Annotated in this window: 24 protein-coding genes; 14 read left to right on the top strand and 10 right to left on the bottom strand. The window is 72.7% G+C overall.

The window, feature by feature from the left end; translation table 11 throughout:
• Nucleotides 1-2: 2 nt before the first annotated feature.
• Genes ACWDLG_RS19200 through ACWDLG_RS19190 form a run of 3 tightly spaced genes read right to left on the bottom strand, consistent with a single transcriptional unit; the run spans nucleotide 3 to nucleotide 2568 of the window.
• A complete protein-coding gene (locus tag ACWDLG_RS19200; protein WP_449921619.1) occupies nucleotides 3-485 on the bottom strand; it encodes a hypothetical protein in 483 nt (160 codons plus the stop codon).
• Nucleotides 482-1897, bottom strand: a complete 1416-nt coding sequence (locus ACWDLG_RS19195) for an ATP-binding protein (RefSeq protein WP_449921617.1) — start codon at nucleotides 1895-1897, stop codon at nucleotides 482-484. Before ACWDLG_RS19195 ends, ACWDLG_RS19200 begins: the two co-directional genes overlap by 4 nt.
• A complete protein-coding gene (locus ACWDLG_RS19190; RefSeq protein WP_354923159.1) occupies nucleotides 1894-2568 on the bottom strand; it encodes a response regulator transcription factor in 675 nt (224 codons plus the stop codon). The genes ACWDLG_RS19195 and ACWDLG_RS19190 overlap by 4 nt, the downstream gene beginning before the upstream one ends.
• Nucleotides 2569-2704: 136 nt before the next feature.
• Between ACWDLG_RS19190 and ACWDLG_RS19185 the strand changes: the two genes are divergently transcribed.
• The 6 genes from ACWDLG_RS19185 to ACWDLG_RS19160 all read left to right on the top strand — a co-directional run bounded on the left by ACWDLG_RS19185 (nucleotide 2705) and on the right by ACWDLG_RS19160 (nucleotide 8418).
• Entirely contained in the window at nucleotides 2705-3205 is a 501-nt protein-coding gene (locus ACWDLG_RS19185) for a hypothetical protein (protein ID WP_449921614.1), read from the top strand.
• Nucleotides 3206-3522: 317 nt separating this feature from the next.
• Entirely contained in the window at nucleotides 3523-4131 is a 609-nt protein-coding gene (gene wrbA / locus ACWDLG_RS19180) for an NAD(P)H:quinone oxidoreductase (RefSeq protein WP_449921611.1), read from the top strand.
• 124 nt (nucleotides 4132-4255) lie between these two features.
• Nucleotides 4256-4696 carry a YybH family protein gene (locus tag ACWDLG_RS19175; RefSeq protein WP_449921608.1) on the top strand — a complete coding sequence of 147 codons (441 nt, stop codon included), beginning with the start codon at nucleotides 4256-4258 and terminating at the stop codon, nucleotides 4694-4696.
• Between the two features lie 95 nt (nucleotides 4697-4791).
• Complete coding sequence (locus ACWDLG_RS19170) at nucleotides 4792-5250, top strand: helix-turn-helix transcriptional regulator (protein ID WP_449922143.1); 459 nt, start codon at nucleotides 4792-4794, stop codon at nucleotides 5248-5250.
• A gap of 5 nt (nucleotides 5251-5255) precedes the next feature.
• Nucleotides 5256-5666, top strand: a complete 411-nt coding sequence (locus ACWDLG_RS19165; protein WP_449921605.1) for a VOC family protein — start codon at nucleotides 5256-5258, stop codon at nucleotides 5664-5666.
• A 361-nt stretch (nucleotides 5667-6027) separates the two neighbouring features.
• Nucleotides 6028-8418 (top strand): ATP-binding cassette domain-containing protein, encoded by a 2391-nt coding sequence (locus ACWDLG_RS19160; RefSeq protein ID WP_449921604.1) that lies wholly within the window; start codon nucleotides 6028-6030, stop codon nucleotides 8416-8418.
• 159 nt (nucleotides 8419-8577) lie between these two features.
• Here ACWDLG_RS19160 and ACWDLG_RS19155 read toward each other — a convergent pair whose 3' ends face one another.
• On the bottom strand, nucleotides 8578-8985 hold the full coding sequence (locus ACWDLG_RS19155; protein ID WP_449921602.1) for a VOC family protein: 408 nt from the start codon (nucleotides 8983-8985) through the stop codon (nucleotides 8578-8580).
• A gap of 63 nt (nucleotides 8986-9048) precedes the next feature.
• Here ACWDLG_RS19155 and ACWDLG_RS19150 point away from each other — a divergent pair, with 63 nt between their 5' ends.
• The 8 genes from ACWDLG_RS19150 (at nucleotide 9049) to ACWDLG_RS19115 (ending at nucleotide 16275) form a co-directional block, all read left to right on the top strand.
• Complete coding sequence (locus ACWDLG_RS19150; protein ID WP_449921600.1) at nucleotides 9049-9525, top strand: MarR family winged helix-turn-helix transcriptional regulator; 477 nt, start codon at nucleotides 9049-9051, stop codon at nucleotides 9523-9525.
• 585 nt (nucleotides 9526-10110) lie between these two features.
• Nucleotides 10111-10392 (top strand): hypothetical protein, encoded by a 282-nt coding sequence (locus tag ACWDLG_RS19145; RefSeq protein ID WP_354919847.1) that lies wholly within the window; start codon nucleotides 10111-10113, stop codon nucleotides 10390-10392.
• Nucleotides 10393-10495: 103 nt separating this feature from the next.
• Nucleotides 10496-10744 carry an alpha/beta fold hydrolase gene (locus ACWDLG_RS19140; protein ID WP_449921597.1) on the top strand — a complete coding sequence of 83 codons (249 nt, stop codon included), beginning with the start codon at nucleotides 10496-10498 and terminating at the stop codon, nucleotides 10742-10744.
• A gap of 104 nt (nucleotides 10745-10848) precedes the next feature.
• Entirely contained in the window at nucleotides 10849-13650 is a 2802-nt protein-coding gene (locus ACWDLG_RS19135; RefSeq protein ID WP_449921595.1) for a LuxR C-terminal-related transcriptional regulator, read from the top strand.
• A gap of 85 nt (nucleotides 13651-13735) precedes the next feature.
• Nucleotides 13736-14611, top strand: a complete 876-nt coding sequence (locus tag ACWDLG_RS19130) for an NAD-dependent epimerase/dehydratase family protein (RefSeq protein WP_449921593.1) — start codon at nucleotides 13736-13738, stop codon at nucleotides 14609-14611.
• A gap of 165 nt (nucleotides 14612-14776) precedes the next feature.
• The gene (locus ACWDLG_RS19125; RefSeq protein WP_449921590.1) at nucleotides 14777-15298 is read left to right on the top strand and encodes an SET domain-containing protein; all 522 of its coding nucleotides are present in this window, start codon (nucleotides 14777-14779) and stop codon (nucleotides 15296-15298) included.
• A 140-nt stretch (nucleotides 15299-15438) separates the two neighbouring features.
• Complete coding sequence (locus tag ACWDLG_RS19120; protein ID WP_449921587.1) at nucleotides 15439-15960, top strand: hypothetical protein; 522 nt, start codon at nucleotides 15439-15441, stop codon at nucleotides 15958-15960.
• A 66-nt stretch (nucleotides 15961-16026) separates the two neighbouring features.
• Nucleotides 16027-16275: a DUF4186 family protein gene (locus ACWDLG_RS19115; protein WP_449921584.1), complete on the top strand. Its 249-nt coding sequence runs from the start codon at nucleotides 16027-16029 to the stop codon at nucleotides 16273-16275.
• Between the two features lie 135 nt (nucleotides 16276-16410).
• On the opposite strand, the gene ACWDLG_RS19110 is transcribed toward ACWDLG_RS19115, so the two are convergent.
• From ACWDLG_RS19110 to ACWDLG_RS19085, 6 genes are all read right to left on the bottom strand, one after another.
• Nucleotides 16411-17169: a hypothetical protein gene (locus ACWDLG_RS19110; RefSeq protein ID WP_449921581.1), complete on the bottom strand. Its 759-nt coding sequence runs from the start codon at nucleotides 17167-17169 to the stop codon at nucleotides 16411-16413.
• A 213-nt stretch (nucleotides 17170-17382) separates the two neighbouring features.
• Nucleotides 17383-19215: an ABC transporter ATP-binding protein gene (locus tag ACWDLG_RS19105; RefSeq protein ID WP_449921578.1), complete on the bottom strand. Its 1833-nt coding sequence runs from the start codon at nucleotides 19213-19215 to the stop codon at nucleotides 17383-17385.
• Entirely contained in the window at nucleotides 19212-19706 is a 495-nt protein-coding gene (locus ACWDLG_RS19100; RefSeq protein WP_449921577.1) for a hypothetical protein, read from the bottom strand. Before ACWDLG_RS19100 ends, ACWDLG_RS19105 begins: the two co-directional genes overlap by 4 nt.
• 14 nt (nucleotides 19707-19720) lie before the next feature.
• Nucleotides 19721-20242, bottom strand: coding sequence for a MauE/DoxX family redox-associated membrane protein (locus ACWDLG_RS19095; RefSeq protein WP_354919874.1), 522 nt, complete (start codon nucleotides 20240-20242; stop codon nucleotides 19721-19723).
• 59 nt (nucleotides 20243-20301) lie between these two features.
• Nucleotides 20302-20496 (bottom strand): hypothetical protein, encoded by a 195-nt coding sequence (locus ACWDLG_RS19090; RefSeq protein ID WP_449921573.1) that lies wholly within the window; start codon nucleotides 20494-20496, stop codon nucleotides 20302-20304.
• 74 nt (nucleotides 20497-20570) lie between these two features.
• Nucleotides 20571-23453, bottom strand: a complete 2883-nt coding sequence (locus ACWDLG_RS19085) for a BTAD domain-containing putative transcriptional regulator (RefSeq protein WP_449921571.1) — start codon at nucleotides 23451-23453, stop codon at nucleotides 20571-20573.
• Between the last annotated feature and the right edge of the window lie 3 nt (nucleotides 23454-23456).

The following is a 23456-nucleotide window of genomic DNA, read 5'->3' as shown; positions in this document are numbered from 1 at the left end:
GCTCATGTGAAGTCCGCGCAGCGCGCCTGACCCTCGGCCGGTACGGTCACCCGCACGTCATCCACGTCCACGCCGCGCCTGGCGGCGGTGGCGGCCGCGATCGTGCAGACGAGCTGCCCGGTCGCCATCCGCGACAGGCGGGAGACCGGCGGCAGCCATCGGCCGCCCACCAGCATCGGGGCGCCCTTCTCCAGCGCGAACCCGTCGTCGTTCACCCGGACGGCGATGTTCTTGGGCAGGCGTGTGTCGAGGGAGCGCTCGCGCTCCTTCGAGGTGGGGCCGCCGGCCAGCAGCTCGACGGCTTCGGCGGCGTCCAGCGGGCCCTCGGGGCGGCCGACGGAGACGAGGCGGTCGTCCTGCACGAAGTACAGGCGGGTGCCCTGGGTGAAGCCGCGGGCGGGCTCTCCGGCGCCGACCACGCCGGTGGGGCCGACTCCGCAGGCCGTACAGGCTGCCAGGAGCAGGGCGAGGGGCCAGGTTCTCACGGGTTCCCCGGTGGGGTGGTTGGCGGTTCCCCGGCAGGGCGGTTCCTCGGCAGGGTGAGGGTGAACACGGCTCCGGGGCCGGGGGCGACGGTCAGGTCGCCGCCGTGCAGGAGGGCGTTCTCGCGGGCGATGGCCAGGCCCAGGCCGCTTCCTTCGGAGCGGGCGCGGGCGGCGTCGGCCTTGTAGAAGCGCTCGAAGACGTGCGGGAGGACGTCGGCGGGCAGGCCCGGCCCATGGTCGGCGACCTCGATGGCGACGGCCTGGCCGGTGGCGCGCACCCGGACCGTGACGGGCGGCGTGCCGTGCCGCAGCGCGTTGCCGACGAGGTTGGCGACGATGACGTCCAGGCGGCGCGGGTCGAGGGGGACGCGGATGTCCGGCGGCAGGTCCGTGGTGACGTCGGCACTCCAGCCGCGTGAGCGCAGGCAGGCGGCGACGGCGGCGCCGACGTCCACGTCGTTGAGGTTGAGCACGGCGGCTCCGGCGTCGAAGCGGGAGATCTCCATCAGGTCGTCGACGAGCTTGGTGAGCCGGGCGACCTCGGCGGTGACCAGCCGGGCGGCGGTCCCGGCGTCGGCGTCCAGCCGGTCGGCGCCGGCTTGGAGGACGTCGGTGACGGCGGTGGCGGCGGCCAACGGGGTGCGCAGCTCGTGGGAGACGTCGGCGACGAACCGCCGCGACCTGGCCTCCATCTCGCGCAGCTCGCCGACCGAGCGTTCCAGCGCCGCGGCGGTCTCGTTGAACCGTCCCGCCAACCGCGCCAGCTCGTCGCCGCCGCGCACGGGCAGGCGGGTCTCCAGCCGGCCTTCGCCCAGCCGCCGGGCCGCGCGGTCCAGGTCGGCGACCGGCCGCAGCACGCCGCGCGCGGCCAGCAGTCCGGCCAGCACCGCCAGGAGCACGACGGGGAGGGCCGCCGCCTGCGCGGCGCGCAGCACGGCCGCCTCGTCGGAGGCGGCCTGCGCGAGCGACTCGACGAGGTAGACGGTGATCCCCGACGGTGTCCCGCCCGCGAGGAGCATGACCCTGCTGCCGGCCACCAGGTACGGCACGCCGTCGCGGGTCACCCGCTGCCAGGCCAGCTCCGGCCGCCGCAGAACGCTGGTGCGCAGTTCGGCGGTGATGCGGGCGTCGCTGGGGATGGCGCCGTCCCTGACCACGTACACCTTGCGGTCGCCCACCTCGAGGTCCTCGGCCAGCAGGGCGAGCTCCCCGTCACCGGCGGGCAGCACGACGTCGCGCGACAGCAGCAGCACCCGGTTCCTGAAGTCCTTCAGCAACCGGTCCTGCGCCCCGGCAAGCAGGTTGTTCTGCGCGGTGTAGTAGGTCAGCCCGGCGGCCCCCACCGCGCTCAGCCCGCCGACCAGCACGAACGTGATCACCAGCCGGGCCCGCAACCCCCGGAGCCAGGTCATACCGGCCCGAAGCGGTAACCGAATCCGCGCACGGTCTGCACGTACCTCGGCTCGGCCGGCACGCTCTCGATCTTGGCGCGCAGCCGCTGCACGCACGCGTCCACCAGCCGCGAGTCGCCCAGGTAGTCGTGCTCCCACACCGCCTCCAGCAGCTGCTGCCTGCTGAAGACCTGTCCGGGTGTGGCCGACAGGTGCAGCAGCAGCCGCAACTCCATCGGTGGCAGCGCGACCTGCCGCCCGTCCCTGCTCACGGTCAGGCTGGCGCGGTCCACGCACAGCGCGCCGTATGACTCCACGGGCGAGGGCACACCGTCGGTACGGCGCAGCACCGCCCTGATTCGAGCCTCCAGCACCTGCGGCCGCACCGGCTTGACCACGTAGTCGTCCGCGCCGGCCTCCAGCCCGCCGACCACGTCGAAGTCGTCGCCCCGCGCGCTCAGCATCACGATCGAGGTGGAGGTGGCCGAGCGGATGCGCCGGCAGACCTCGAACCCGTCGATGCCGGGCAGCATGAGGTCGAGCACGACCACGTCGGCGGCGAAGCGTGCCAGCCGCTCCAGCCCTTCCTCCCCGGATGCCGCCGATTCGACCTCGTGATCCCTGCCTTTGAGGGCGAGCGTCAGAGCGTCCCTGACGTTCGGGTCGTCCTCGATCAGCAACACGCGAGCCATGCGGTCCAGTATCGGCGGCTCCGACGTGCGGTTCGTCCGGGCTTGGAAGCTATTACACGTTCATGACATGGCGCGGACGGGCCGCTCACAGGGGCGGGCCAGGGTGATGGGCAGTCACAGACCTGTTGGAGGACATGTGTTCATCACCAAGCGGCGCCTCGCCGTCCTGGCGGCCCTTCCCACCCTGGCGCTGAGCGCGGCGTGCGGGGCCCAGAGCCTGGCCAGCACGTCGAGCCCTGCGCCCGGCTCCGCCAAGCCCAGCTGGCACGAGACCGCGGTGAAGTTCGCCGGGTGCATGCGGGAGAACGGGATCGACATCCCGGACCCGGTCAAGGGACAGGACCTCGACACCAGCGCCGTCACCAAGGTCAGCCAGGCCAAGCTCGACGCCGCCATGAAGGCGTGCAAGGAGTGGGACTCGGTGATCCTCGGCAGCGCCGAGCCGTCCTCTCCCGAGGACGAGGCCAAGTTCGCCGCGTGGGCCCAGTGCCTGCAGAAGGGCGGCGTCTGGCAGCCCGTCGGCAAGGAGGAGAAGCCTGCCGGGTTCAAGCAGGTCAAGCCCGGCTCGGCGGCCGAGAAGCAGGTCTTCGAGGGGTGCGCCTCCCTGCAGCCGCCCGCGCCGTACGAAGAGAACTAGCCACCCGCCCGCTCTCGCCGGGCCATGCCTTTCCCTCCGCTCCCGGCGCGGGGACGAGGGGAGGGTCGGAGGGAGCGCGGGCCGGTCCCGGCTCCTCGCGTCAGGAGCCGGGACCGGCCGAGTGACCGGCAGTGCGACAGGGGGTGGGACCGGCCGAGTGACCGGCAGTGCGACAGGGCGGGGTGGTGCTCCGGGAGATCCGGTCGTCGGCGGCGGTTCCCTGTCGCGCCGGCCGGGGAGGCCGGCGGGTCGCCTCACATCGCGCAGGGCTGCGTCGTCGTATCGATGAACCCGAGCGCGAAGGAAGAAAACCGATCATGGAACCCGTGAACGTCGCGATCATCTACTACAGTGCCACCGGCCACGTGCACGCTCTGGCGCGAGCCGTCGCCGAGGGCGCGGAGATGGCCGGCGCGAACGTGCGCCTGCGCAAGGTCGCCGAAACGGCCCCGCCCGCGGCGATCAGCGCCAATCCGGCCTGGGCCCAACACCTCCAGGACACCGCCGACGTCGCCGAGGCCGGCCACGACGATCTGGACTGGGCCGACGCGGTGCTGTTCGGCACCCCCAGCCGTTTCGGCAACCCGGCCAGCCAGCTCAGGCAGTTCATCGACACCACCGGCCCCCTGTGGTACCAGGGCAAGCTCGCGGGCAAGGTGTACTCGGCCTTCACCGCCTCCAACACCGCCCACGGCGGACAGGAATCCACTCTCCTGGCGCTGGGGAACACCTTCTACCACTGGGGCGGCATCATCGTGCCCCCCGGCTACACCGACCCCATCCAGTTCCAGTCAGGCAATCCCTACGGCACCTCCCACGTGGCCGGCGATGGCCCGGCCGGTGAGGTGACCTTGCAGGCGGCCCGTCACCAGGCCCGCCGCGTCGTCGACACCACGGCCGCGCTCAAGACCGGCCGCGCCGCCTGAGGAAACGGGCCTGGTACGGCAGGTCCGTCGGCCTGCGGCACCTCACATTCCCGAGGGCTGCGTCGTCGGACCACTGAGACCACAGGGACCGCGCCGGATGAGCTGGTCGCGGTCAGATTCGTGAATGGAGGATGCGATGGCGTCGAACGATTCCGAGGTCAGAGAGTTCTTGGACAGCCGGGTCGAGGCCTGCCGGACAAAAGACATTGATCGCCTCATGTCACATTATTCTCCTGACATCGTGTATTACGACGTCGTTCCCCCGCTCCAGTTCGCCGGATCCGATGAAGTCCGCGGCAACTTCGTGCGGTGGTTCGACGAATACGACGGCCCCATCGGCTTGGAAACGCACGAGCTCACCGTTGCGGCGAGTGGGGATGTGGCGTTCGCGCACATGCTTCACCTGGACAGCGGAACACGCAAGAACGGGCTCCAGAGCGCGATATGGGTACGATCGACCGTTTGTTTGCGGCGGTCACGGGGCCAGTGGTTGATCACGCACGAACACATCTCGGTGCCGATCAACCCTCAGAACCTCCAGGCCTGGTTTCCGCCGGAGATGTGAGCCGGCCTGATCGTTCATCGGGGAAGACCGCCTGGGAGCGCCCTCGTCCTGCTCGGCGCCGGCGGCGCTGGGCAACTCCGGTGTGACGTGACACGATTTCGCAGGTGAGCAGCAGACCCGCCGCGGCGCAGCACCTGCGCGACCTCGCGCGACTGCGCCGCGTCCGCGACCGGATCGACAGGGAGTACGCGCAGCCGCTGGACGTGGAGGCGCTCGCCCGTGGCGTCAACATGTCGGCCGGGCACCTCAGCCGCCAGTTCCGGCTCGCCTACGGCGAGTCGCCGTACGGCTATCTGATGACGCGGCGCATCGAGCGCGCGATGGCGCTGCTGCGCCGTGGCGACCTCAGCGTCACCGAGGTCTGCTTCGCGGTCGGTTGCTCGTCGCTGGGCTCCTTCAGCAGCCGCTTCACCGAGCTGGTCGGCATGCCGCCCAGCGCCTACCGGCGCCACGCGGCGCGCGCGACGGCCGGGATGCCGTCGTGCGTGGCGAAGCAGGTGACCAGACCGGTCAGGAATCGAGAAGCGCGGGTCACGGAGTCGCACCTAACCTGACCGTCATGGGCATCACCATTCACGCGAGCTTCCTACCGCATGACGACCCGGACGCATCGCTGGCCTTCTATCGCGACGCCCTCGGCTTCGAGGTCCGCAACGACGTCGGATACGGCGGGATGCGCTGGATCACGGTCGGCCCCGCCGACCAGCCGGGCACGTCCATCGTCCTGCAGCCGCCGGCCGTCGACCCCGGCGTCACCGACGACGAGCGCCGCACCATCGTCGAGATGATGGCCAAGGGCACCTACGCCGGCGTCGTCCTGGCCACCCCCGACCTCGACGGCACCTTCGAGCGGCTGCAGGCCGGCGACGCCGAGATCGTCCAGGAGCCGACCGAGCAGCCGTACGGGGTGCGCGACTGCGCCGTCCGCGATCCCGCGGGCAACCTGATCCGCATCCAGCAGCTGCGCTGAGCCGTCCGGCGATCGCGGCCATGAGCTGCGACAGGCGGCACCGTGAAGGGGCGCGCGCGTCAGTGGCGGCCGTCCGGTGGTCACCGTCACCGGCCGCCTAGCGTGCTCCGGCCCGCCCCGCGTGCTCGGGCCTGTCTTGCGTGCGCCGGCCCGCCTGCGTCGCCGGCCACGCCGTACCGGTGGTTCCGCATCTGCCCGCGTCGCAACCCCAGGATTGAACGGCAGGCTGACGCGTCGGCGGGCACGCCGCGTGGCCGGGGCCCACCGGCTCATGCGGAAGCAGCGTGTCTGGCTTGGTATCTTGCGCCGAGCGTGACCCCGGCGACCGCGAAGGCGGCCCCGCCCAACAGATGGAGACACCATGAGCATGGCCACGAGGACGGACACGCAGTCGCCTGCGCCGCACGTTGCCGACAGCCACGATGTGATCCGCGTGCACGGCGCGCGCGAGAACAACCTCAAGGACGTCAGCATCGAGCTCCCGAAGCGCAGGTTGACGGTGTTCACCGGCGTCTCCGGCTCGGGCAAGAGCTCGCTGGTGTTCAACACGATCGCGGCGGAGTCGCAGCGGCTGATCAACGAGACCTACAGCGCCTTCGTGCAGGGCTTCATGCCGACGCTGGCGCGGCCCGAGGTCGACGTGCTCGACGGGCTGACGACCGCGATCGTCGTCGACCAGCAGCGGATGGGTGGCGACGTCCGCTCCACGGTCGGCACCGCCACCGACGCCAACGCGATGTTGCGCATCCTCTTCAGCCGGCTCGGGCAGCCGCACATCGGCTCGCCCAACGCGTTCGCCTTCAACGTGCCGTCGGTCCGGGCGAGCGGTGCGGTCACGGTCGAACGGGGTGCCAGCAAGACCGTGAAACAGACCTTCACCCGCACCGGCGGCATGTGCCCGCGCTGCGAGGGCCGGGGCACGGTCTCCGACATCGACCTGACCCAGCTCTACGACGACTCCAAGTCGATCGCGGAGGGCGCGTTCACCATCCCCGGCTGGAAGTCGGACAGCTTCTGGACGGTGCGCGTCTACGCCGAGTCGGGCTTCCTCGACCCGAACAAGCCGATCCGCGAGTTCACCGAGAAGGAAATGCGGGACTTCCTCTACCGGGAGCCGACCAAGGTGAAGGTCGAGGGCGTCAACCTCACCTACGAGGGGCTGATCCCCAAGGTCCAGAAGTCGTTCCTGTCCAAGGACAGGACGGCGCTGCAGCCGCACATCCGGGCGTTCGTGGACCGGGCGGTCACCTTCACCGCCTGTCCCGACTGCGGCGGCACCAGGCTCAGTGAGGCGGCCCGGTCGTCGAAGATCCAGGGGATCAGCATCGCCGACGCCTGCGCGATGCAGATCAGCGACCTGGCCGCATGGGTCCGCGGCCTCGACGAGCCGTCGGTGGCGCCGCTGCTCGCCACGTTGCAGCAGACCCTCGACTCGTTCGTGGAGATCGGGCTGGGCTACCTCTCGCTCGACCGGCCGTCGGGCACCCTGTCGGGCGGCGAGGCGCAGCGCGTCAAGATGATCCGCCACCTCGGCTCCTCGCTCACCGACACCACCTACGTCTTCGACGAGCCCACCACGGGCCTGCACCCCCATGACATCCAGCGGATGAACGACCTGCTGCGACGGCTGCGGGACAAGGGCAACACGGTGCTCGTCGTGGAGCACAAGCCGGAGACGATCGCGATCGCCGACCACGTCGTCGATCTCGGCCCCGGCGCCGGTACGGCGGGCGGCGCCGTCTGCTTCGAGGGCACCGTCGAGGGGCTGCGGGCCAGCGGCACCATCACCGGCCGCCATCTCGACGACCGGGCCGCCCTCAAGGAGACGGTGCGCAAGCCCACCGGAACGCTGGAGATCCGCGGCGCGACGGCGCACAACCTGCGCGACGTCGACGTCGACATCCCGCTCGGGGTGCTCGTCGTCGTCACCGGCGTCGCCGGCTCCGGCAAGAGCTCGCTCGTGCACGGGTCGATCCCCGCCGGCGCGGGTGTGGTGTCGGTCGACCAGGGCGCGATCCGCGGCTCGCGGCGGAGCAACCCGGCGACGTACACCGGGCTGCTCGACCCGATCCGCAAGGCGTTCGCGAAGGCCAACGGTGTGAAGCCGGCGCTGTTCAGCGCCAATTCCGAGGGCGCCTGCCCCGACTGCAACGGCGCCGGCGTCATCTACACCGACCTGGCGATGATGGCCGGCGTGGCCACCACCTGCGAGGAGTGCGAGGGGAAGCGGTTCCAGGCATCGGTGCTGGACCACCACCTCGGTGGCCGCGACATCAGCGAGGTGCTCGCGATGTCGGTGACCGAGGCCGAGGAGTTCTTCGGCGCCGGCGAGGCGCGCACGCCGGCCGCGCACGCCATCCTCGGCCGGCTCGCCGACGTCGGGCTCGGCTATCTCAGCCTGGGCCAGCCGCTCACGACGCTGTCCGGCGGCGAGCGGCAGCGGCTCAAGCTGGCCACCCACATGGCCGAGAAGGGCGGCGTCTACGTCCTCGACGAGCCGACCGCCGGCCTCCACCTCGCCGACGTCGAGCAGCTGCTCGGCCTGCTCGACCGGCTCGTCGACTCCGGCAAGTCGGTCATCGTCGTCGAGCACCACCAGGCGGTCATGGCGCACGCCGACTGGATCATCGACCTCGGCCCCGGCGCCGGCCACGACGGCGGCCGGATCGTCTTCGAGGGCACGCCCGCCGACCTCGTCGCCGCCCGCTCCACCGTCACCGGCGAGCACCTCGCGGCCTACGTCGGCATCTGACGCCAGCATTCCCGAGCCGCGCGAACGCCCCGAAGCGAATCGCTTCGGGGCGTTCGTGTTTCCGCGTCCAGGCATGGCGCGGTCGGCCATGGACTTCGGACTCCCAGCTTCACGGTCGCGTCGCCGGGACGGAGCCGCCGGGCGGCACGAGAAACGTCCTCAGTACGACTGGAGTTCGATCAGGGTGCCGGCCGGGTCGCGTAGGTGAGCGGTCCGGAGATTCGGTCCCCAGGCGGGCCGGTCCGTGGGTGGTACGACCTGTGCGGCGCCGTGCGTCAGGCACAGGGCCAGCCCTTCGTCCACGTCGTCGACCCGGCACACGAACATCACCGCGTCCTGCGCCGGCGCGCTCTTGGAGGGGAGGTGGGCGGTGCCCGCCACCTCGGCCAGGGATGCCCGGTCGAACAACACGAGGACGCCCTCCTCACCGACGTCCCAGTTCGCATACGGCCCCGCCGCGGTGCCCCTGACGCGCCGCGCGCCGACGAGCTCCGGCAGCACGGCGTCATAGAACCTGAAAGCGGTGGCGAAGTCGTCGACCAGGAGACGGGGATGCAGCGCGTCCATGGGCGGCCTACCTTCCAAATAGTGGGTCTTCACCCACTATAGGTCGACACCTACAATGTCGCCATGGGAACAGAAACGCCGGACGCGCTCCCGCCCACGCTGCTCGGCCTCAGCACCTACCTGCTGTCGCTGACCGGCAAGGCGGCGCGGGGCCGCGTAGCCGACCGGCTCGCTTCCCGCGGCCTTCGCCTCTGGCACATGGCCGTACTGGCCGCGCTCGCCGACTTCGGCCCCCACACGCAACGCGGCCTGTGCGCACGCCTTTCCGTCGACCCGAGCGACATGGCCAAGGTCGTCGAGCAGCTGGCCGCCCTCGACTACCTGACACGCGCACGCGACGTCACCGACCGGCGGCGGGTCTCGGTCGGCCTGACCGATGCGGGACGCCGCGCCCTGGAGGAGCTCGTCCACGAGGCCCGCACCATCCAGGACGACGTGCTGGCCCCCTTGACGACGGACGAACGAGCCCAGTTGCACGGGCTGCTGCTCAAGGTGTTCACGGCGACACGCCGGCCCGACGCAAGGGCGGATCGGCACTGAAGCGGCCCGGATGGCCACCTGCCGCCCGCTGTACGGCCCGCCTACGACGCGTCGTGTCCCTCGGAACGGCCGCGCGTGGCTCCGCTTCCGGGGCGGCGTCGGGCGCTACGTCGGGCAGCCGAAGCCGCCGGACGTGGCGCGCGCGACCCACCCGGACGGCCCCACCCGGCCGTGGCGGCGGGCGCGGTGAAAGCCGCAGCGGCTGTCGCGGTCGCGGAGGCGAAGCCGGAACGTGCACTCCATGAGACATACCTTTCGTGCCTGGTTCGCTGGTAAGTCTCATGTGTACGGGAACCCGGTTTCACCTGGGCTTATGTGACTTGACGGCGGCTTTCGCGATGCCTGACGGACCCGGCGCCGGACGCCCGCGCGGGCCGCTCCCTCGGGAACCCCGCCCCCGCGGCGCCGATCGAGGCCCTGAGCGTGACACCTGTGGGACGGACGCTGCCCCTGTGCGGCTGGGGCTTCTGATGCCGCACGCCGTACGGGAGCCAAACTTTACCTTTTGAGGTGTTGGGACGGATGTTGTCCCAGCTTGTCGCGGTCCTAGGATCTGGCGCATAATCCGCGCTGTGACCTGGGGGAATGATGGCCGACCTCGAGCTGCCCGAAGACGTGATCGAAGCCCGGAGGGCGTACGACGCCGCCGACGACCGGGTCAGGGAACTCACCGCCGCGATGCCGTCGTCCGTCGACGTGGCCGAAGGCAGGGCCACGTTCGAGCCGCTGGCGATGGCCGACCTCCTTGAGGCCCGCGCTGAACGGCTGCGCCTGCTGGGCGTCCTCCGTGACCTGCCGTGGTGGGGCACCGTGCCCTCGATGGTGGACGCCGAGAAGCAACTGCGGATCGCCGCTCGGGCCGAATGAAGGCGCGGTCCGCGTGACCGCTCCCGGCAGGAGGGCCGATGAGGAAGAAGGGATCGAGTCGTCGCCGCGCCGGTCCGCGAAGAGGATCACTCGGCCTGGGCCGGTGCCGCAGCCCACCACCTCGAAGGGCGATGTCGCCGACCTGCACGCACTGCTGGAGGCGGCGCGAGTGCCCGGTCCCTACGTGCTTGTCGGCTGGTCGGCGGGCGGTCCGATCGTCAGGATCTACGCCGGCGAGTACCCGCACGAGGTGTCGGGTCTCGTCCTCGTCGACGCGGAGTCGGAGTTCCTGCAGTCGGAGCTCACGCCTGAGCAGGCCCGTCAGCGGAGCGGCACGCCTTCACCCTCGTGAACCCTCGTGAACCCTCGTGAAACTCGTGAAACCCTGTGAAACGGGGCCGCCGGCACGGCGGGCACGAGTTCCTGCCGGACACCCGCTGGGTAGGGTGGGCGACCGTGTTGAGGGGGAGATCCGCCGAGCTGGCCGTCCTGGGAGAGGTTCTTTCGCGGGCGCGGGCCGGTCACGGCGGCGCCGTGGTGATCCGCGGGGACCTGGGCACGGGCAAGACCGCCCTGCTGGAGTCGGTTCCCGCCGCCGCGGGGGAGGTCCGGCTGCTGCGCGCGACGGGCGTCGAGTCGGAGGCCGAGTTGCCCTACGCCGGTCTCCAGGTGCTGTTGCGGGAGGTGCCGGGGCTGGTCGACCGGCTGCCGGAACGGCAGGCCCTGGCGCTGCGCGCGGCGATCGATCTGCCGGGGGGCTCGGGCGCCGACCGCTTCCTGGTCGGCGCCGCCACGCTCACGCTGCTCAGCGAGCTGGCCGCGGACCTGCCGGTGCTGGTGCTGGTCGACGACGCGCACTGGCTCGACCTCGAATCGGCGCAGGCGCTGGTGTTCGCGGCGCGCCGGCTGGGCGCGGAGCCGGTGACCATGATCTTCGCCGCCCGTGACGGCTCCATGGTCTTCGACGGGCCGGGCCTGCCGGTGCTGCGGCTGGATCCGCTGACCGACGAGGCGGCGGTCGCGCTGCTCGCCGACCACGCCCCTGACCTGGACGCCGCCGTACGCCGCCGGATGCTGGCGCAGGCGCGGGGCAATCCGCTCGCCCTGGTGGAGCTGGCGGACGCGCTCACCCCCGCCCAGCGTGACGGGCGCGAACCGGTCGACGAGCAGGAGATCGCCGTCCTGCCGGTCTCCTGGCGGGTCCGGCGGATCTTCGACGAGCGGATCGCCGCACTGCCCGCCCCGGCGCGCACCCTGCTGACGATCACGGCGGCGGACGACACCGGCGACCTGGCGATGGTCCTGCGCGCCGGGCAGCTGATGGGCGCCTCGGCCACGGATCTCGAGCTCGCGGCCGAGGCCGCGCTGATCCGGCCGGCGGACGGACGCGTGGCGTTCCGCCACCCTCTGGTACGGGCCGCCGCCTACCAGGGTGCCCCGCTGGCACAGCGCATGGCCGCCCACCGGGCGCTGGCCGAGGCGATGGGCGCCGGTCGGGACGCGGGCCGCCGGGCCTGGCATCTGGCCGCCGCGACCGCCGGCTACGACGAGGAGGTCGCGGCCGAGCTGGCACGCAACGCGGAGCTGTTCAGGTCGCGTGGCGGCCTGGCCGCGGTCGCCGCCGCCTACCGTCGCGCCGCTCAGCTGACGGAGGACCTGGACATCCGCGCCGGTCGCCTGGCCGCCGCGGCGCTGGCCGCCCACGACGCCGGCCAGATCGAGCACGCCGCCGCGCTGGCTGACGCCGCGGCGGCACACGTGCGTGACCCGTCTCAGCTGGCCCGCCTGGCCGCGATCCGGGCCGGCAGGGAACACGCCAAGGGCCGGCCCGAGGTGGCCCGCCTGCTGCTCATCGACGCGGCACGGGAGGTCATGACGCTCGACTCCACGGCGGGCCGGATGATGGCCTTCGAGGCGATGGCCGCGGCCTGGGACACACCCGACCCGGCCACGGCCGCCACGGACACCGCCGCGAGACTGCCCGACCCCGCCGCAGGCACCGCCGCCACGCTGCCCGACCCGGCCACGGCCGCCGCGGGCACCGCCCTCAGGCTGTCCGACCCGGACGTGGGGGACGGCGCCCTGCGCAGGGGCGCGGCCGGGCTGCTCGGGCTCGCCACGGGGGATCTCGCCGGTGGCGTCGCCGCGCTACGGGAGTTCACCGGCCACGTCGCGGCCACCCGCCAGGACCGCAGCCTGTCCGACCACTCCCGGCTGCAGGGGTGGGAGATGCTGCTCGGCGACTACGCAGGCGTCCACGAGCAGGCCGTCGCGCTGGACCAGGAATGCCGCGAACAGGGCGCGCTCGGCGTGCTGCCCAGGGTGCTGCTGCGGCTGGCGCGCTGCCGGCTGTTCCTGGGCAGGCACCGCGACGCCTACGCGACTGCCACGGAGGGGCTGGAGATCGCCCGCGACACCGGGCAGCACCACTACGTCGCGATGCTCAGCGCGGTGCTCGCCGTCCTGTCCGCGCTCGCGGGCGACCAGGACGGCTGTCGCCGGCCCGTCGGCGACGACCTGTCACACGGCATCCCGCCGAACCCCACCTGGCACGCGTATGCCCTGGGCCTGCTCGATCTCGGTCTCGGCCGGTACGAGACCGCGCTGCCCCGGCTCGCCGGTGTCGTCACCGGCGCCGACCGGCACACCGTGATCGCCCTCCACAGCCTGCCGGAGCAGGTGGAGGCGGCCGCCCGGCTGGGCAGGGCCGCCGAGGCGCGCCAAGCCTGCGACCGGTTCCGGCAGTGGGCGGCGAACATCAGGACGCCCTGGGCGCGGGCCGTGGCGCTGCGCTGCCGTGCCCTGCTCGAACCGGGCGAGGCGGCCGGGCCGCTCTTCGAGGCCGCGCTGGCCGTCCACGAGGGGGACGGCCGCCCGTTCGAGCAGACGCGCACACGGCTCCTCCACGGCGAGTGGCTGCGGCGCGCCAAGCGCCGCGCGACCGCCCGCGAGGCGCTGGCATCGGCGCTGGAGTCGTTCGAGCGGATGCGCGCCACGCCGTGGGCCGACCGGGCCAGGAGCGAGCTGCGGGCCGCCGGCACCACCACGGTGCGGGCGCCGGGCAGCGTGGATCCCGCCGCCCGGCTGACCGCGCAGGAGCTGCAGGTGGTACGGCTGGCCGCGACCGGGATGACGAACCGCGACATCGGCGCCCAGCTGTTCCTCAGCCCGCGGACCGTCGGCTACCACCTGTCCAACGCCTATCCCAAGCTCGGCGTGACCGGCCGGGCCGCGCTGGCGCGGCTCGACCTGGCATAGAACCCGGTCATTCGGCAGATCCGGGCCATCCCCTCGCGCCCGTAGCGTCGCCTCCGTTCGATCAACGACGCGAAGGGGAGGACCCGTGAAGGTTCTGGTGCTGGGTGCGACGGGTTACATCGGCAAGGCCGCGGTGCGGCGGCTGCGGCAGGACGGCCACGAGGTGGTGCCGTTCGTGCAGGCCGACGACCCCGCGGCGGCCCAGGCAGGGACGCGCGTGGGTGATCTGTCCGACCCCGGCTCGCTGCGGGCCGCGGTGACGGAGGACATCGACGCGGTGCTGAACATCGCGACACCGACCGGCGAGGAGGCGGTGGACGCCGCCGCCGTCGACGCCCTGCTGGATCGGCTGCGGGGCACCGGACGGGCGTTCGTCTACACCAGCGGCGTGTGGGTGCTGGGCGAGACCGGCGACCGGGTCGCGGACGAGGGCTCGGCGACGAACGCGATCGACATCGTGGGCTACCGTCCGCGCATCGAGCAGCGGGTGCTGGCCGCGGCGGCGGATGACGTGCGCTCCGCGGTGATCCGGCCCGGCATCGCCTACGGCAACGGCGGCGGCATTCCCGCGCTGATGGTGGCCTGGGCCAGGGAGCACGGCCACGGGCGGTATGTGGGCTCGGCGGGGACGCGCTGGCCGATGGTGCACGTGGACGACCTGGCCGCGCTGTACGGGCTGGTGCTGGAGAAGGGCTCCGCGGGCAGCGTGCTGCACGGCATCGCGCTGGAGGCGGTGCCGGCCGCCGCCCTGGCCGCCGCCGCCGACCTGGCCGCGGGCGGAACCGGCAGGGCCGAGCCGTGGCCGGTCGAGCAGGCCGCCGAGACGCTGGGCGCGCCGTTCGCCCAGGCGCTGGCCCTGGACCAGACCGTCTCCGGCAGGCGGGCGTGGGACGAGCTGGGATGGCGGCCGAGCCGGCCGTACGTCACCACGGACCTGACCAGCGGCTCCTACGCCGGGTGAGCACCGCTGCTCGCCACGCTCCCGCTGCGGGCTGGCTGGATTGATCACAGGCGTCGTCAACGGTGGGACTTGATCGGTGAAGACACCTCCGGTGTGGTGGAGGTGCCGGATCCGCGGCACCCGCGCAGGCCCCGAGTCCCACCGTCGCAAGGGAGGATCGCCCGGATGGTCACGAACCGCTACCCGGCCACGTGCTGGCTCACACCGAGCGCGGAGGTCCGTCCCTCGCCTGTCGAGGGACTCGGGCTCTTCGCCACCGCGGAGATCGACCCAGGGGACCTCGTCATGCGGCTCGGCGGACAGGTCATCGACGACGTGACCCTGGCCGGCCTGACCCCGCCCTACAGCAGCCTGACCGTCGAGGAAGGCGTCCACCTGCTCCTTGACCCCGGCCATCCGGTCCGCTACGGCAACCACTCGTGCGACCCGAACCTCTGGCACGACGATTCCACCACGGTGGTCGCGCGCAGGCGCGTCATGCCCGGCGAGGAGCTCTCCCTCGACTACGCCACCCACAGCGGAACGGACACCTGGGCCATGCCGTGCCGGTGCCTGAGCCCTCTGTGCCGCGGTACGGTCACCGGCGGCGACTGGCGACTCGCCCGCCTGCGGCGCGCATACGGCGCCCACTGGGTGACGCCGCTGCTACGCCGCATCGCGCAGAGCGAGCCCGGCGCGCTTCGATGACGAACCGTCGTTTCCACCACCTCAATGCCTGGAACGGCAGCCCGCCGTCGCCGAGGCCATGACCGGCGCATCGGCCACCCCGTGTCGCCCACCCCGCCGACAAGCTCGAGAACGCGCGGCGTGCTGCATACTGCCGCCTCATGGAGATCTCGGAAGGCGAGCTACGCCGGATCGAGTCCGGGCCGCCGGCCGAGGCAGAGCCGGCGTTCGTCGTGCGCGTGTTCTTCACGGCGGACGCCCCCGCGAACGTGGTCGCCCGGGCGGGGCAGGTCCTCACGCGCGTCATCGAGCGGGCTGAGCCGTGGCCGACAGCGGACGAATGGCCAGACCTGCTGCCGTCGTGGTTCGTCGCGAAGTGCGCGCCGGAACCACGGGCCGATTCGGTGCAGGACGGGGCTGGACGGCCGGCGTGGTGGTGGCGGTTCTTAATGCCGGGGGAGAGGGCCGCGGTGTCCGGGGAGTCGTGGACTCTGTCCGGCTGGCTCCACTTCTTCGACCCGGCCGCGGGGGATGGCGGTGACCGGAGCTGGTGGTGGTGGGACGCGGGCAGTGACAGGCCGGACAGGGGCTGGATCGACGTGGCCACGGACGGCTGGCCGTTCGGCACCGGCTCGTTGTACTGGTTGATCGAGGCCTGCGGGGGCACGGATCCGTACTGCTGACGACGCCCCGTCGAGTTCCTTGGGAGGTGGGGCCGTCCAGTGCGGCGGCCGCTCACTCGTTGACCCGTGTGGGGACCGTGGTCCTGCGACCTGATCGCCAGGCGCCTGGTACCGGCCGAGCCGTACAAGGACGGCGAGCAGACGCCCTGCCGGGGCCATCCGGTGTTCGTCGCCCAGCACGCGACCGCCACCTGCTGCCGTACCTGCCTGCACCGCTGGCACGACATCCCCCGGGGGAGAGAGCTGACGTCCGAAAGAGCGGGCGAACGTCGTGGACGTCATCTGCCGGTGGATCAAGAGGGCGAGAGCGAGTGACACGGCGAGGGGAGGCAGGGCAGGCGACCGGGGCGCGGGTCGCCTCGGGAGACGTTGGCGAGGACTCCAGCGTGATGGTTGCCCCAGGCCGTTCGGGTGCGATCCGGAGGTGGGACGGGTGTGGTGCTGGGGTCGTCAAGGGGTTGGGTCCTGTGGGGCGGGGAGGTGGATGACGGCGGACCAGGCTTCGGCTTCGCCGAACTGCCAGGCCGCCACGACCGGGTGCGGGGGAGTGCCGTATCCGGGGTTCTCGTTCTCCAGGTAGAAGGCGCCGTAGGCGCGGGCGGTGTCCTCGTCCCTGCACAGGTTCAGCAGGTGGTCGCGCAGTCCCGGGTGGTCGACGGTGGACAGGCGTTTCTTCCAGCGGCCTTCGACGCCGCCCGTGGGGTCCAGCGACGTCAGGTGGTCGGGGCCGCGCATGGTGCCGGTGATGACGCGCATCGCGTCCAGCAGCGAGCCGTCGCTGTGGACGCGGAAGGCGACCAGCGGGAACGCCTTCGACAGGTCGCGGGGCTTCATGCCGCGTTCGACGAGGGTCCGGCCGAGTTCGGCGCCCGGCAGGCCGGATTCCAGGCCGTCCACGCCGTGTCCTGAGTCCTCGCCGTAGAAGAGCGAGTTGCCGAGGTCGATGGTCCAGTGCGGGGCCATGAGGTCCCAGCCGTCGAAGAGCTCGCCCAGGATGGGCATGCTGGGGAACGGCGCCCTGACGATCTCGCCGCGGACCAGCGGGGCGACGTCGAAGCCCTCGTCGAACAGCTCGAGCGACAGGTCGTGGCAGGCGTAGTACGCGGCGTACGTGGCGCGCGTGTCGAAGGTCTCCAGCGGCCGGCCGAGGAGGATCGCGAAGGCGCGGGAGAGGGCGGCGTCCCAGGCGTCCTGCGGTGAGGCGGTCATCGCACGTCCCTTCAGGTGATCGGTGCCCAGCATCGTAGGAGCCGGTTCCGACAATCCACCGCTCGCGCCCGACCCTGGGAAGCGTGCCGGGACCCGAGAGCCGCTCCCAGGGCGCGCGACGATCAGGCCGGGTGGCGAAGGTCGCCGGGAGCGGCGGCGGGTAGGGGGCTCGGCCGGTCGCGAAGGTCGCCGGGAGTGGCGCGGGCAGGGGGCTCAGCCGGCTGCGAAGGTCGCCTGGTCGGCCGCCGCCTCGTCCTCGGCGCGGTAGCCGCTGGCCTGGGTCTCGAACAGCCGGGCGTAGCCGTTGCTCGCGGCGATGAGGTCGGCGTGGGTGCCGTGCTCGGCGATCCGGCCGTCGCCGAGCACCACGATGAGGTCGGCGTCCCGTACCGCGCCGAGCCGGTGGGAGACGAGCAGGCTGGTGCGCCCCGCCCGATGTTCGCGCAGCCGCCGGTGCACCTCGTACTCGGCCTCCGGGTCGAGTCCCGAGCTGGGCTCGTCGAGGATGAGCAGGTCGCGGTGCTCGCGCACCAGCGCACGGGCCAGCGCGAGCCGCTGCCACTGCCCGCCGGACAGCACCACGCCGGCGTCGTCCTCCGGTCCGAAGAAGATGCGGCTCAGCATCGTGTCGTACCCCTGCGGCAGGGCCCGCACGGTCTCGCCGGCTCCCGCCGCCTCGGCGGCGGCCTCGATCCTGGCCCGGTCGGACATCGCCGCGAGCTCGCCGACGCCGATGTTCTCCGCCGCGGTGAGGTCGTAGCTCATGTAGTCCTGGAAGAGCACGCCCATTCTGGCGCGCAGCTCGGCCGGCGGTACGTCGCGGATGTCCACGCCGTCCCAGAGGATCGTCCCGCGGACCGGGTCGTAGAAGCGGCACAGCAGCTTGATGAGGGTGCTCTTGCCGGCTCCGTTGAGCCCCACCAGCGCGACCGAGGCGCCGTGGGGGATCGTGAGGTCGACGCCGCGCAGCACCCAGGGGTGGCTCTCGTCGTAGCGGAACCACACGTCGCGCAGCTCGATGCCGCGCCGGAGCGCCGGCAGCGCCGCGGGCAGGCGCGGCGCCGGGAGGTCGTCGGGCAGCGACATCACCCGCTCGTGGTGGCCGAACAGGAGCAGCGCGTGGCCGGCGTTGGCCGCGTTCTCCACGGTGGCGACCAGCGCGGCCTGGGTGCCGGCGACGGCCGCGGCGAACGCCGTGACGTCGCCCAGGGTCAGCCGTCCGGCCAGGGCCGCGTACCCCGCCCACACCAGTCCGGTACCGCTGACCAGGGCGGACAGGGCCGCCAGTGACGACTGCGTGAGCGCCTCCCGCCGGTCCAGCCGCCGCTCGCCCGCCTGCATGGTGGTCAGCTCGCCGATCACCCGGCGCCTGAGGAAGTCGCCGAGCCCGAACAGGCGCACCTCCTTGGCCGCCTGCACGTCGGTGATCAGCGAGGAGTAGAAGATCTGCCGCCGGGCCGCCGCCGACTGTCCGGCGATCATCGCGGCCCGCCGCTTCTCCAGGGACATCCTGGCCGCGAGGGTGGGCAGCGCGGCGACCGCGACCAGTACCGCCATCAGAGGGCTCAGGACGGCCAGCGCGCCCAGCAGTCCGGCCAGGGTGATGACGTTGCGCCCGAGGTCGAACAGGCCCGAGGTGATCGGCCCCATCGCGCCACCGGTGGCCTGCGTGGCCATCCGCAGCTCGTCGAGGAAGGCCGGGTCCTCGAACCGCGACAGCCCCTGGAACCCGTTCACCCTCGTGTACAGGCGGTCCTGCAGCAACAGGTCGAGCCGGCGGTCAGATTCGGCCCGCAGGTATCCCGTGACGTGCGGCAGCACTCCCGCGGCCAGGCCGAGCGCGACGAGGCCGGCGACCGGTCCCGCCACCCGTTCCGCGAGACCCGCCGCCAGCCCGTCGACGAGCTCCTTGGTCATCCACACGGTGCCCGTGGGCAGCAGCCCGGCCGCGATGGTGGCCGCCAGCTGCGACACCGCCAGCACCGGTCCGGCCCGCCAGCACAGCGCCCCCAGGGCGGCGGCGCCGCGCAGCCGTTCCGCGATCACGTCGCCGGCGCCATGGCGGTGAGCTCGGCGAGTTCCGTGTGCGCGGCCACGACCGTGCCCTCCTCGGCGCGCAGGAACGTGGGGAACGCCTCGATGCCGAGCGCGTGCCCGATGCGGTCGGCGTCGGCGCCCGTGATCACGCTCGCCGCGCCGCCCAGTACGGCGAGCAGGTCGTCGACCTTCGCGCCGGCGCCGCTGATGACCGCCAGGGCGGGCTGCTTGCCCGCCGCCTCGACGAACTGCGGCGCCCGCTCGTGGCACGTGCTGCAGCCGACGTCGAAGAAGCCCACCAGTCGCGCCCCCGCGGCGACCTCGGGCAGCGTGCGGCCGACCAGCACGCCGGGGTCGTACGCCATGAGCATCGAACGCCCCGCCAGCCGTTCCAGCTCGGCGGTGTGCTCGCGGAGCCGGCGCAGCACCCCCAGGGTGAGCAGCAGGTTGAACAGGCACAGGACGCCGACGAGCACGACGGCGGCAACCAGGAAAGGCATCGGACAACCTCACTTCAGACGGTGAACAGCTCCATCAGGTCGTCGAGGCGCACCACGAGCAGGGCGCCCACGCCGGCCGCGACGAGCGCGAGGACGACACCGGCCGGATGCGGCGCGGACGTCCCGGCCGTGATCCAGGCGGTGAGCCCGACGCCCCCGAGGGCGGCCAGGACCAGGTTGCGCACCACGTGCACCCGGCCGAGCGGCGTGGCGGAGGCGCCGAAGCACCGGCACGGCGCCTGCCGTCCTCGGCGCAGGGCGGCCAGGATGCCGCCGGTCAGCACGGTGAGCGCCCCGACGGCGGCCGCGAACCCCAGCGGTACGGCCGGCGGGAGCGCCAGCAGGAGGACCACCACGGCCTCGGCCGCCACGAGCGCGTGCGCGGCCACCGCCGACCCGCCTCGCGGAAGGATCCCGAGCGCCACGATGGAGGCCGCGAACTCGTCGAACGCCGCCCGGCCGCGGATCTTCCCCACGAGTGCGATCGTGAAGACGGCGGCCAGCAGGGCCCGACAGGCGATCATGAGATACAGCACGTCGTCACCTCGTCGCCTGGTCTGGCGGCGGACACCGCCGCCAGACCCGCGTGTCCTACCTAGCCACCACAGGTTCTGTACACGTAGCAGGCCCCGCAGTAGGTCTGGCCGCCGATGTTGGTGCAGAGCTTGCGGTAGTCGGAGCGCTCCCTGCAGTAGCAGTGGACGTACCACTCGGAGGCGGCCTTCGCGGACGCCTTGGGCACCAGCTTGTCAAGAATCCGGTCGCCGAGCCTGCCAAGGACAGCGGTCATGGATTCGCTCCTTTCCTAGCGATGCGGTCAGCCGAAACCTAGGGGCGGGGCATACAGCGCCCCATACAGCCGCGCTACAACCGGGCGGTGAGCAGCCGTTCCAGCACCGGATCGCGGCGCTTCGACGGGTCGGCGAAAAGGTCGGCGAAAAGGCCGGCGGCCCTGGCGGCGTCCGCCGCGGCGCGCGGGTCGCCGAGGGCCGCGCGGGCTCGGGCGAGCTGCCGGGTGCCGGCGGCGCGGCCGTACGCGTCGCCGATCTGGTCGGTCAGCTCCAGGACGCGGGCCAGGTCGGCCACGGCCGCGCCCGGATCACCCTGCCGCAGCCGGATCTCGGACCTGCTGAGCAGGACCTCCCACTGGTCCTCCCTGTTGCCGATCTCCTCGCAGCGGGCCAGCGCCTCGGTCAGCACCTCCAGCGCCTTCTCCCGCCGGTCGAGCAGGCAGTAGGCGCGGCCGAGCGCGGCCAGGGTGATGCTCTCGCCGTACAGGTCGCGGTCGGCGCGCCGGACGGACAGGCACTCTTCGAGGCGGTCCGCCGCCTCGGCGTACCGGCCCAGCCGGAGCAGCACCTCGCCCAGGTTGTGGGTGACCAGCCCGATGCGGTTCGACCCGTGCGCCTCCAGCAGGCGCAGGCCCGCGGTGATGTGGTCGAGGGCCGCGTCGAGCTCGCCGGTCTGCATGCACAGCCAGCCGAGGTTGTGCAGCGCCAGCCCTTCCTCCTCGCGCCTGCCCAGGTCGCGCCAGAGATCGAGGGCCCGGCGCAGGAGGTCGTGCGCCGCCTCGGCCTGGCCGGACCTCCACTCCACCAGTCCCAGCGTCACCAGCGTGGACGCCTCCGCGACGCGGTCGCTTTCGCGCCGCGCGACGTCGATGGCCAGCCGCGCGACGGTCTCCAGCTCCCGCCAGTAGCCGCTCTTCATCGCGATGGCCTTGATCAGGGGCATCAGCGCGACGGCGAAGCCGCCCTGGTCCTCTTTCACCGCCTGTACGGCCGCCGCCACCAGGCACGGCAGCTCCGCGTCCAGCCATCGCACAGCGGCGGCGGGATCCGGCGGGGCGACGGCGGAGGCGTCGGCGCCCTCGACGGCGGGCAGCAGGTGCGGCTGCAACACGTGCTGCAGTCGGCGGCAGCCGTCGAGATACCACTCCAGGGCCCGCCCGACCGCACCCGCGCGCTCCTCCGGCGCGTCATGGCCGCCGGCCAGCTCCGCCGCGAAGAGGCGCAGCAGGTCGTGCATGCGGAACCGGCCGTCACCGACCGGATCGAGCAGGCGCGCCTCGATCAGCTCGTCGAGCGCGCTCTCCGCCGTCGCCCGGTCGGTGTCCATCAGCGCGGCGGCGAGCTCGACGCCCACCTCGGGCACCTCCAGCACGCCGAACAGCCGGAAGGCGGCCTTCGCGGTGCTCGTCAGCGTGCCGTACCCGACCTCGAAACAGGAGCGCAGCCGCAGGTCGGCCGCCTGCAGCTCGTCCAGCCGCCGGTGCTCGTCGCCCAGCCGCTCGCCGAAGCGGGCCAGCGACCAGTCGGGCCGGCCCGCCAGCCGCGCGCCGGCGATGCGCAGCGCCAGGGGGTGGTAGCCGCACCAGGACGCGATCTCCGCGGCAGCCTTCGCCTCGGCGGCCACCCGTTCGCCGGCTAGCAACGTCAGCAGGCGCACCGACTCGGCCTCGTCGAGCATGCCGACGGCGATCGGCACGGCGTCCACGGTGGTCAGCGCGACGCGGCTGGTGATCAGAGCCGCGCAGCCCTCGCCCGCCGGCAGCAGCGGCGCCACCTGGGCGGCGCTGACCGCGTTGTCGAGGACGACCAGGACCCGCCGGTCGGCCAGCAGCGACTGGTAGTGGGTGGCCGCCTCCGCCGGCGCGGCGGGAACGTCACCGGGCGGCACGCCCAGCGCGCGCAGGAAGCGGCCGAGCACCTCGGCAGGGCGCAACGGGGGCAGGCCGGGTGTGGATCCCTGGAGGTCGACATAGAGCTGGCCGTCGGGGTAGTGGTCGGCCACGCGGTGCGCCGCCTTCACCGCGAGCGCCGACTTGCCCGCGCCGCCGGGGCCGTGCAGCGTCACCACGGACGGGCCCGCCTCGCCGTGCAGGACGGTGTGCAGCCGGGCCTGCTCGGCCGCCCGGCCCACGAACACCATCGGCGCCCGCGGCAGCAGGCGGGGACGCGGGCGCCCGTCGTCGGTCGGGACGGCCACCGTGTCACGGTCCGGTGCCAGCAGGCCGGCGTCCCTGCGCAGGATCGCCTGCTGCAGCAGGCGAAGGTCCGGTCCAGGGTCGATGCCCAGCTCGTCGGCCAGGACCCGGCGGGCGGCGCCGAACGCCTCCAGCGCGCCGACCACGTCGCCGCTGCGGTACAGGGCCACCATGAGCTGGCCGTGCAGCCGCTCGCGCAGCGGATACTGCCCGATCACCTCGCGCAACCGGGTCGCCGCCGTCGCGTTCTTGCCGAGCGCGAGCTGGATGTCGGCGTGTTCCTCCACCACGCCCAGGTAGTGGTCGGTGAGGCGGGCGACCACCTCGCGCAGGGTGGGGCCGAGCGGCACGTCTTCGGCCGCCGTCCCGTCCCACAGCGCCAGGGCCCGGGTGAAGGACTCCTCGGCGGCGCTCAGGTCGCGCCTGGCCAGCGCCTGGCGGCCGCGTGCCGACAGCGCCTCGAACTCGAAGAGGTCGAACTCCTCCGGCCCGACGTGCAACAGGTAGCCGACGTCCGAGGTGACCAGCCGTTCCTCGTCCGGCAACAGCTTGCGCAGCTGCATGAGGTAGGTGCGCAGGTTCGCCACCGCGGAGCGGGGCGGCTGCTCGTCCCACACCTCCGCCACCAGCGACCTGATGGGGACGACGTGACCCGCCCGCGCCAGCAGCATGGCGAGGACGGTCCGTTGCTTCGGCGCCGTGATCCTGACCGGGGACCCGTTGACCTGGATCCGCATCGGGCCGAGAAGTCGAAACCGCACGAT

Source organism: Nonomuraea sp. NPDC003727 (genome assembly GCF_053586935.1).
Note: the sequence above shows the minus strand (reverse complement) of the source record. Positions and strands in the feature narration are given on the sequence as shown.

Coding starts and splice junctions, on each gene's coding strand:
- ACWDLG_RS19195 (WP_449921617.1), bottom strand. CDS start 1,897: ATGACCTGGCTCCGGGGGTTGCGGGCCCGGCTGGTGATCACGTTCGTG.
- ACWDLG_RS19190 (WP_354923159.1), bottom strand. CDS start 2,568: ATGGCTCGCGTGTTGCTGATCGAGGACGACCCGAACGTCAGGGACGCT.
- wrbA (WP_449921611.1), top strand. CDS start 3,523: ATGGAACCCGTGAACGTCGCGATCATCTACTACAGTGCCACCGGCCAC.
- ACWDLG_RS19175 (WP_449921608.1), top strand. CDS start 4,256: ATGGAGGATGCGATGGCGTCGAACGATTCCGAGGTCAGAGAGTTCTTG.
- ACWDLG_RS19165 (WP_449921605.1), top strand. CDS start 5,256: ATGGGCATCACCATTCACGCGAGCTTCCTACCGCATGACGACCCGGAC.
- ACWDLG_RS19160 (WP_449921604.1), top strand. CDS start 6,028: ATGAGCATGGCCACGAGGACGGACACGCAGTCGCCTGCGCCGCACGTT.
- ACWDLG_RS19155 (WP_449921602.1), bottom strand. CDS start 8,985: ATGGACGCGCTGCATCCCCGTCTCCTGGTCGACGACTTCGCCACCGCT.
- ACWDLG_RS19150 (WP_449921600.1), top strand. CDS start 9,049: ATGGGAACAGAAACGCCGGACGCGCTCCCGCCCACGCTGCTCGGCCTC.
- ACWDLG_RS19145 (WP_354919847.1), top strand. CDS start 10,111: ATGATGGCCGACCTCGAGCTGCCCGAAGACGTGATCGAAGCCCGGAGG.
- ACWDLG_RS19125 (WP_449921590.1), top strand. CDS start 14,777: ATGGTCACGAACCGCTACCCGGCCACGTGCTGGCTCACACCGAGCGCG.
- ACWDLG_RS19120 (WP_449921587.1), top strand. CDS start 15,439: ATGGAGATCTCGGAAGGCGAGCTACGCCGGATCGAGTCCGGGCCGCCG.
- ACWDLG_RS19110 (WP_449921581.1), bottom strand. CDS start 17,169: ATGACCGCCTCACCGCAGGACGCCTGGGACGCCGCCCTCTCCCGCGCC.
- ACWDLG_RS19100 (WP_449921577.1), bottom strand. CDS start 19,706: ATGCCTTTCCTGGTTGCCGCCGTCGTGCTCGTCGGCGTCCTGTGCCTG.
- ACWDLG_RS19090 (WP_449921573.1), bottom strand. CDS start 20,496: ATGACCGCTGTCCTTGGCAGGCTCGGCGACCGGATTCTTGACAAGCTG.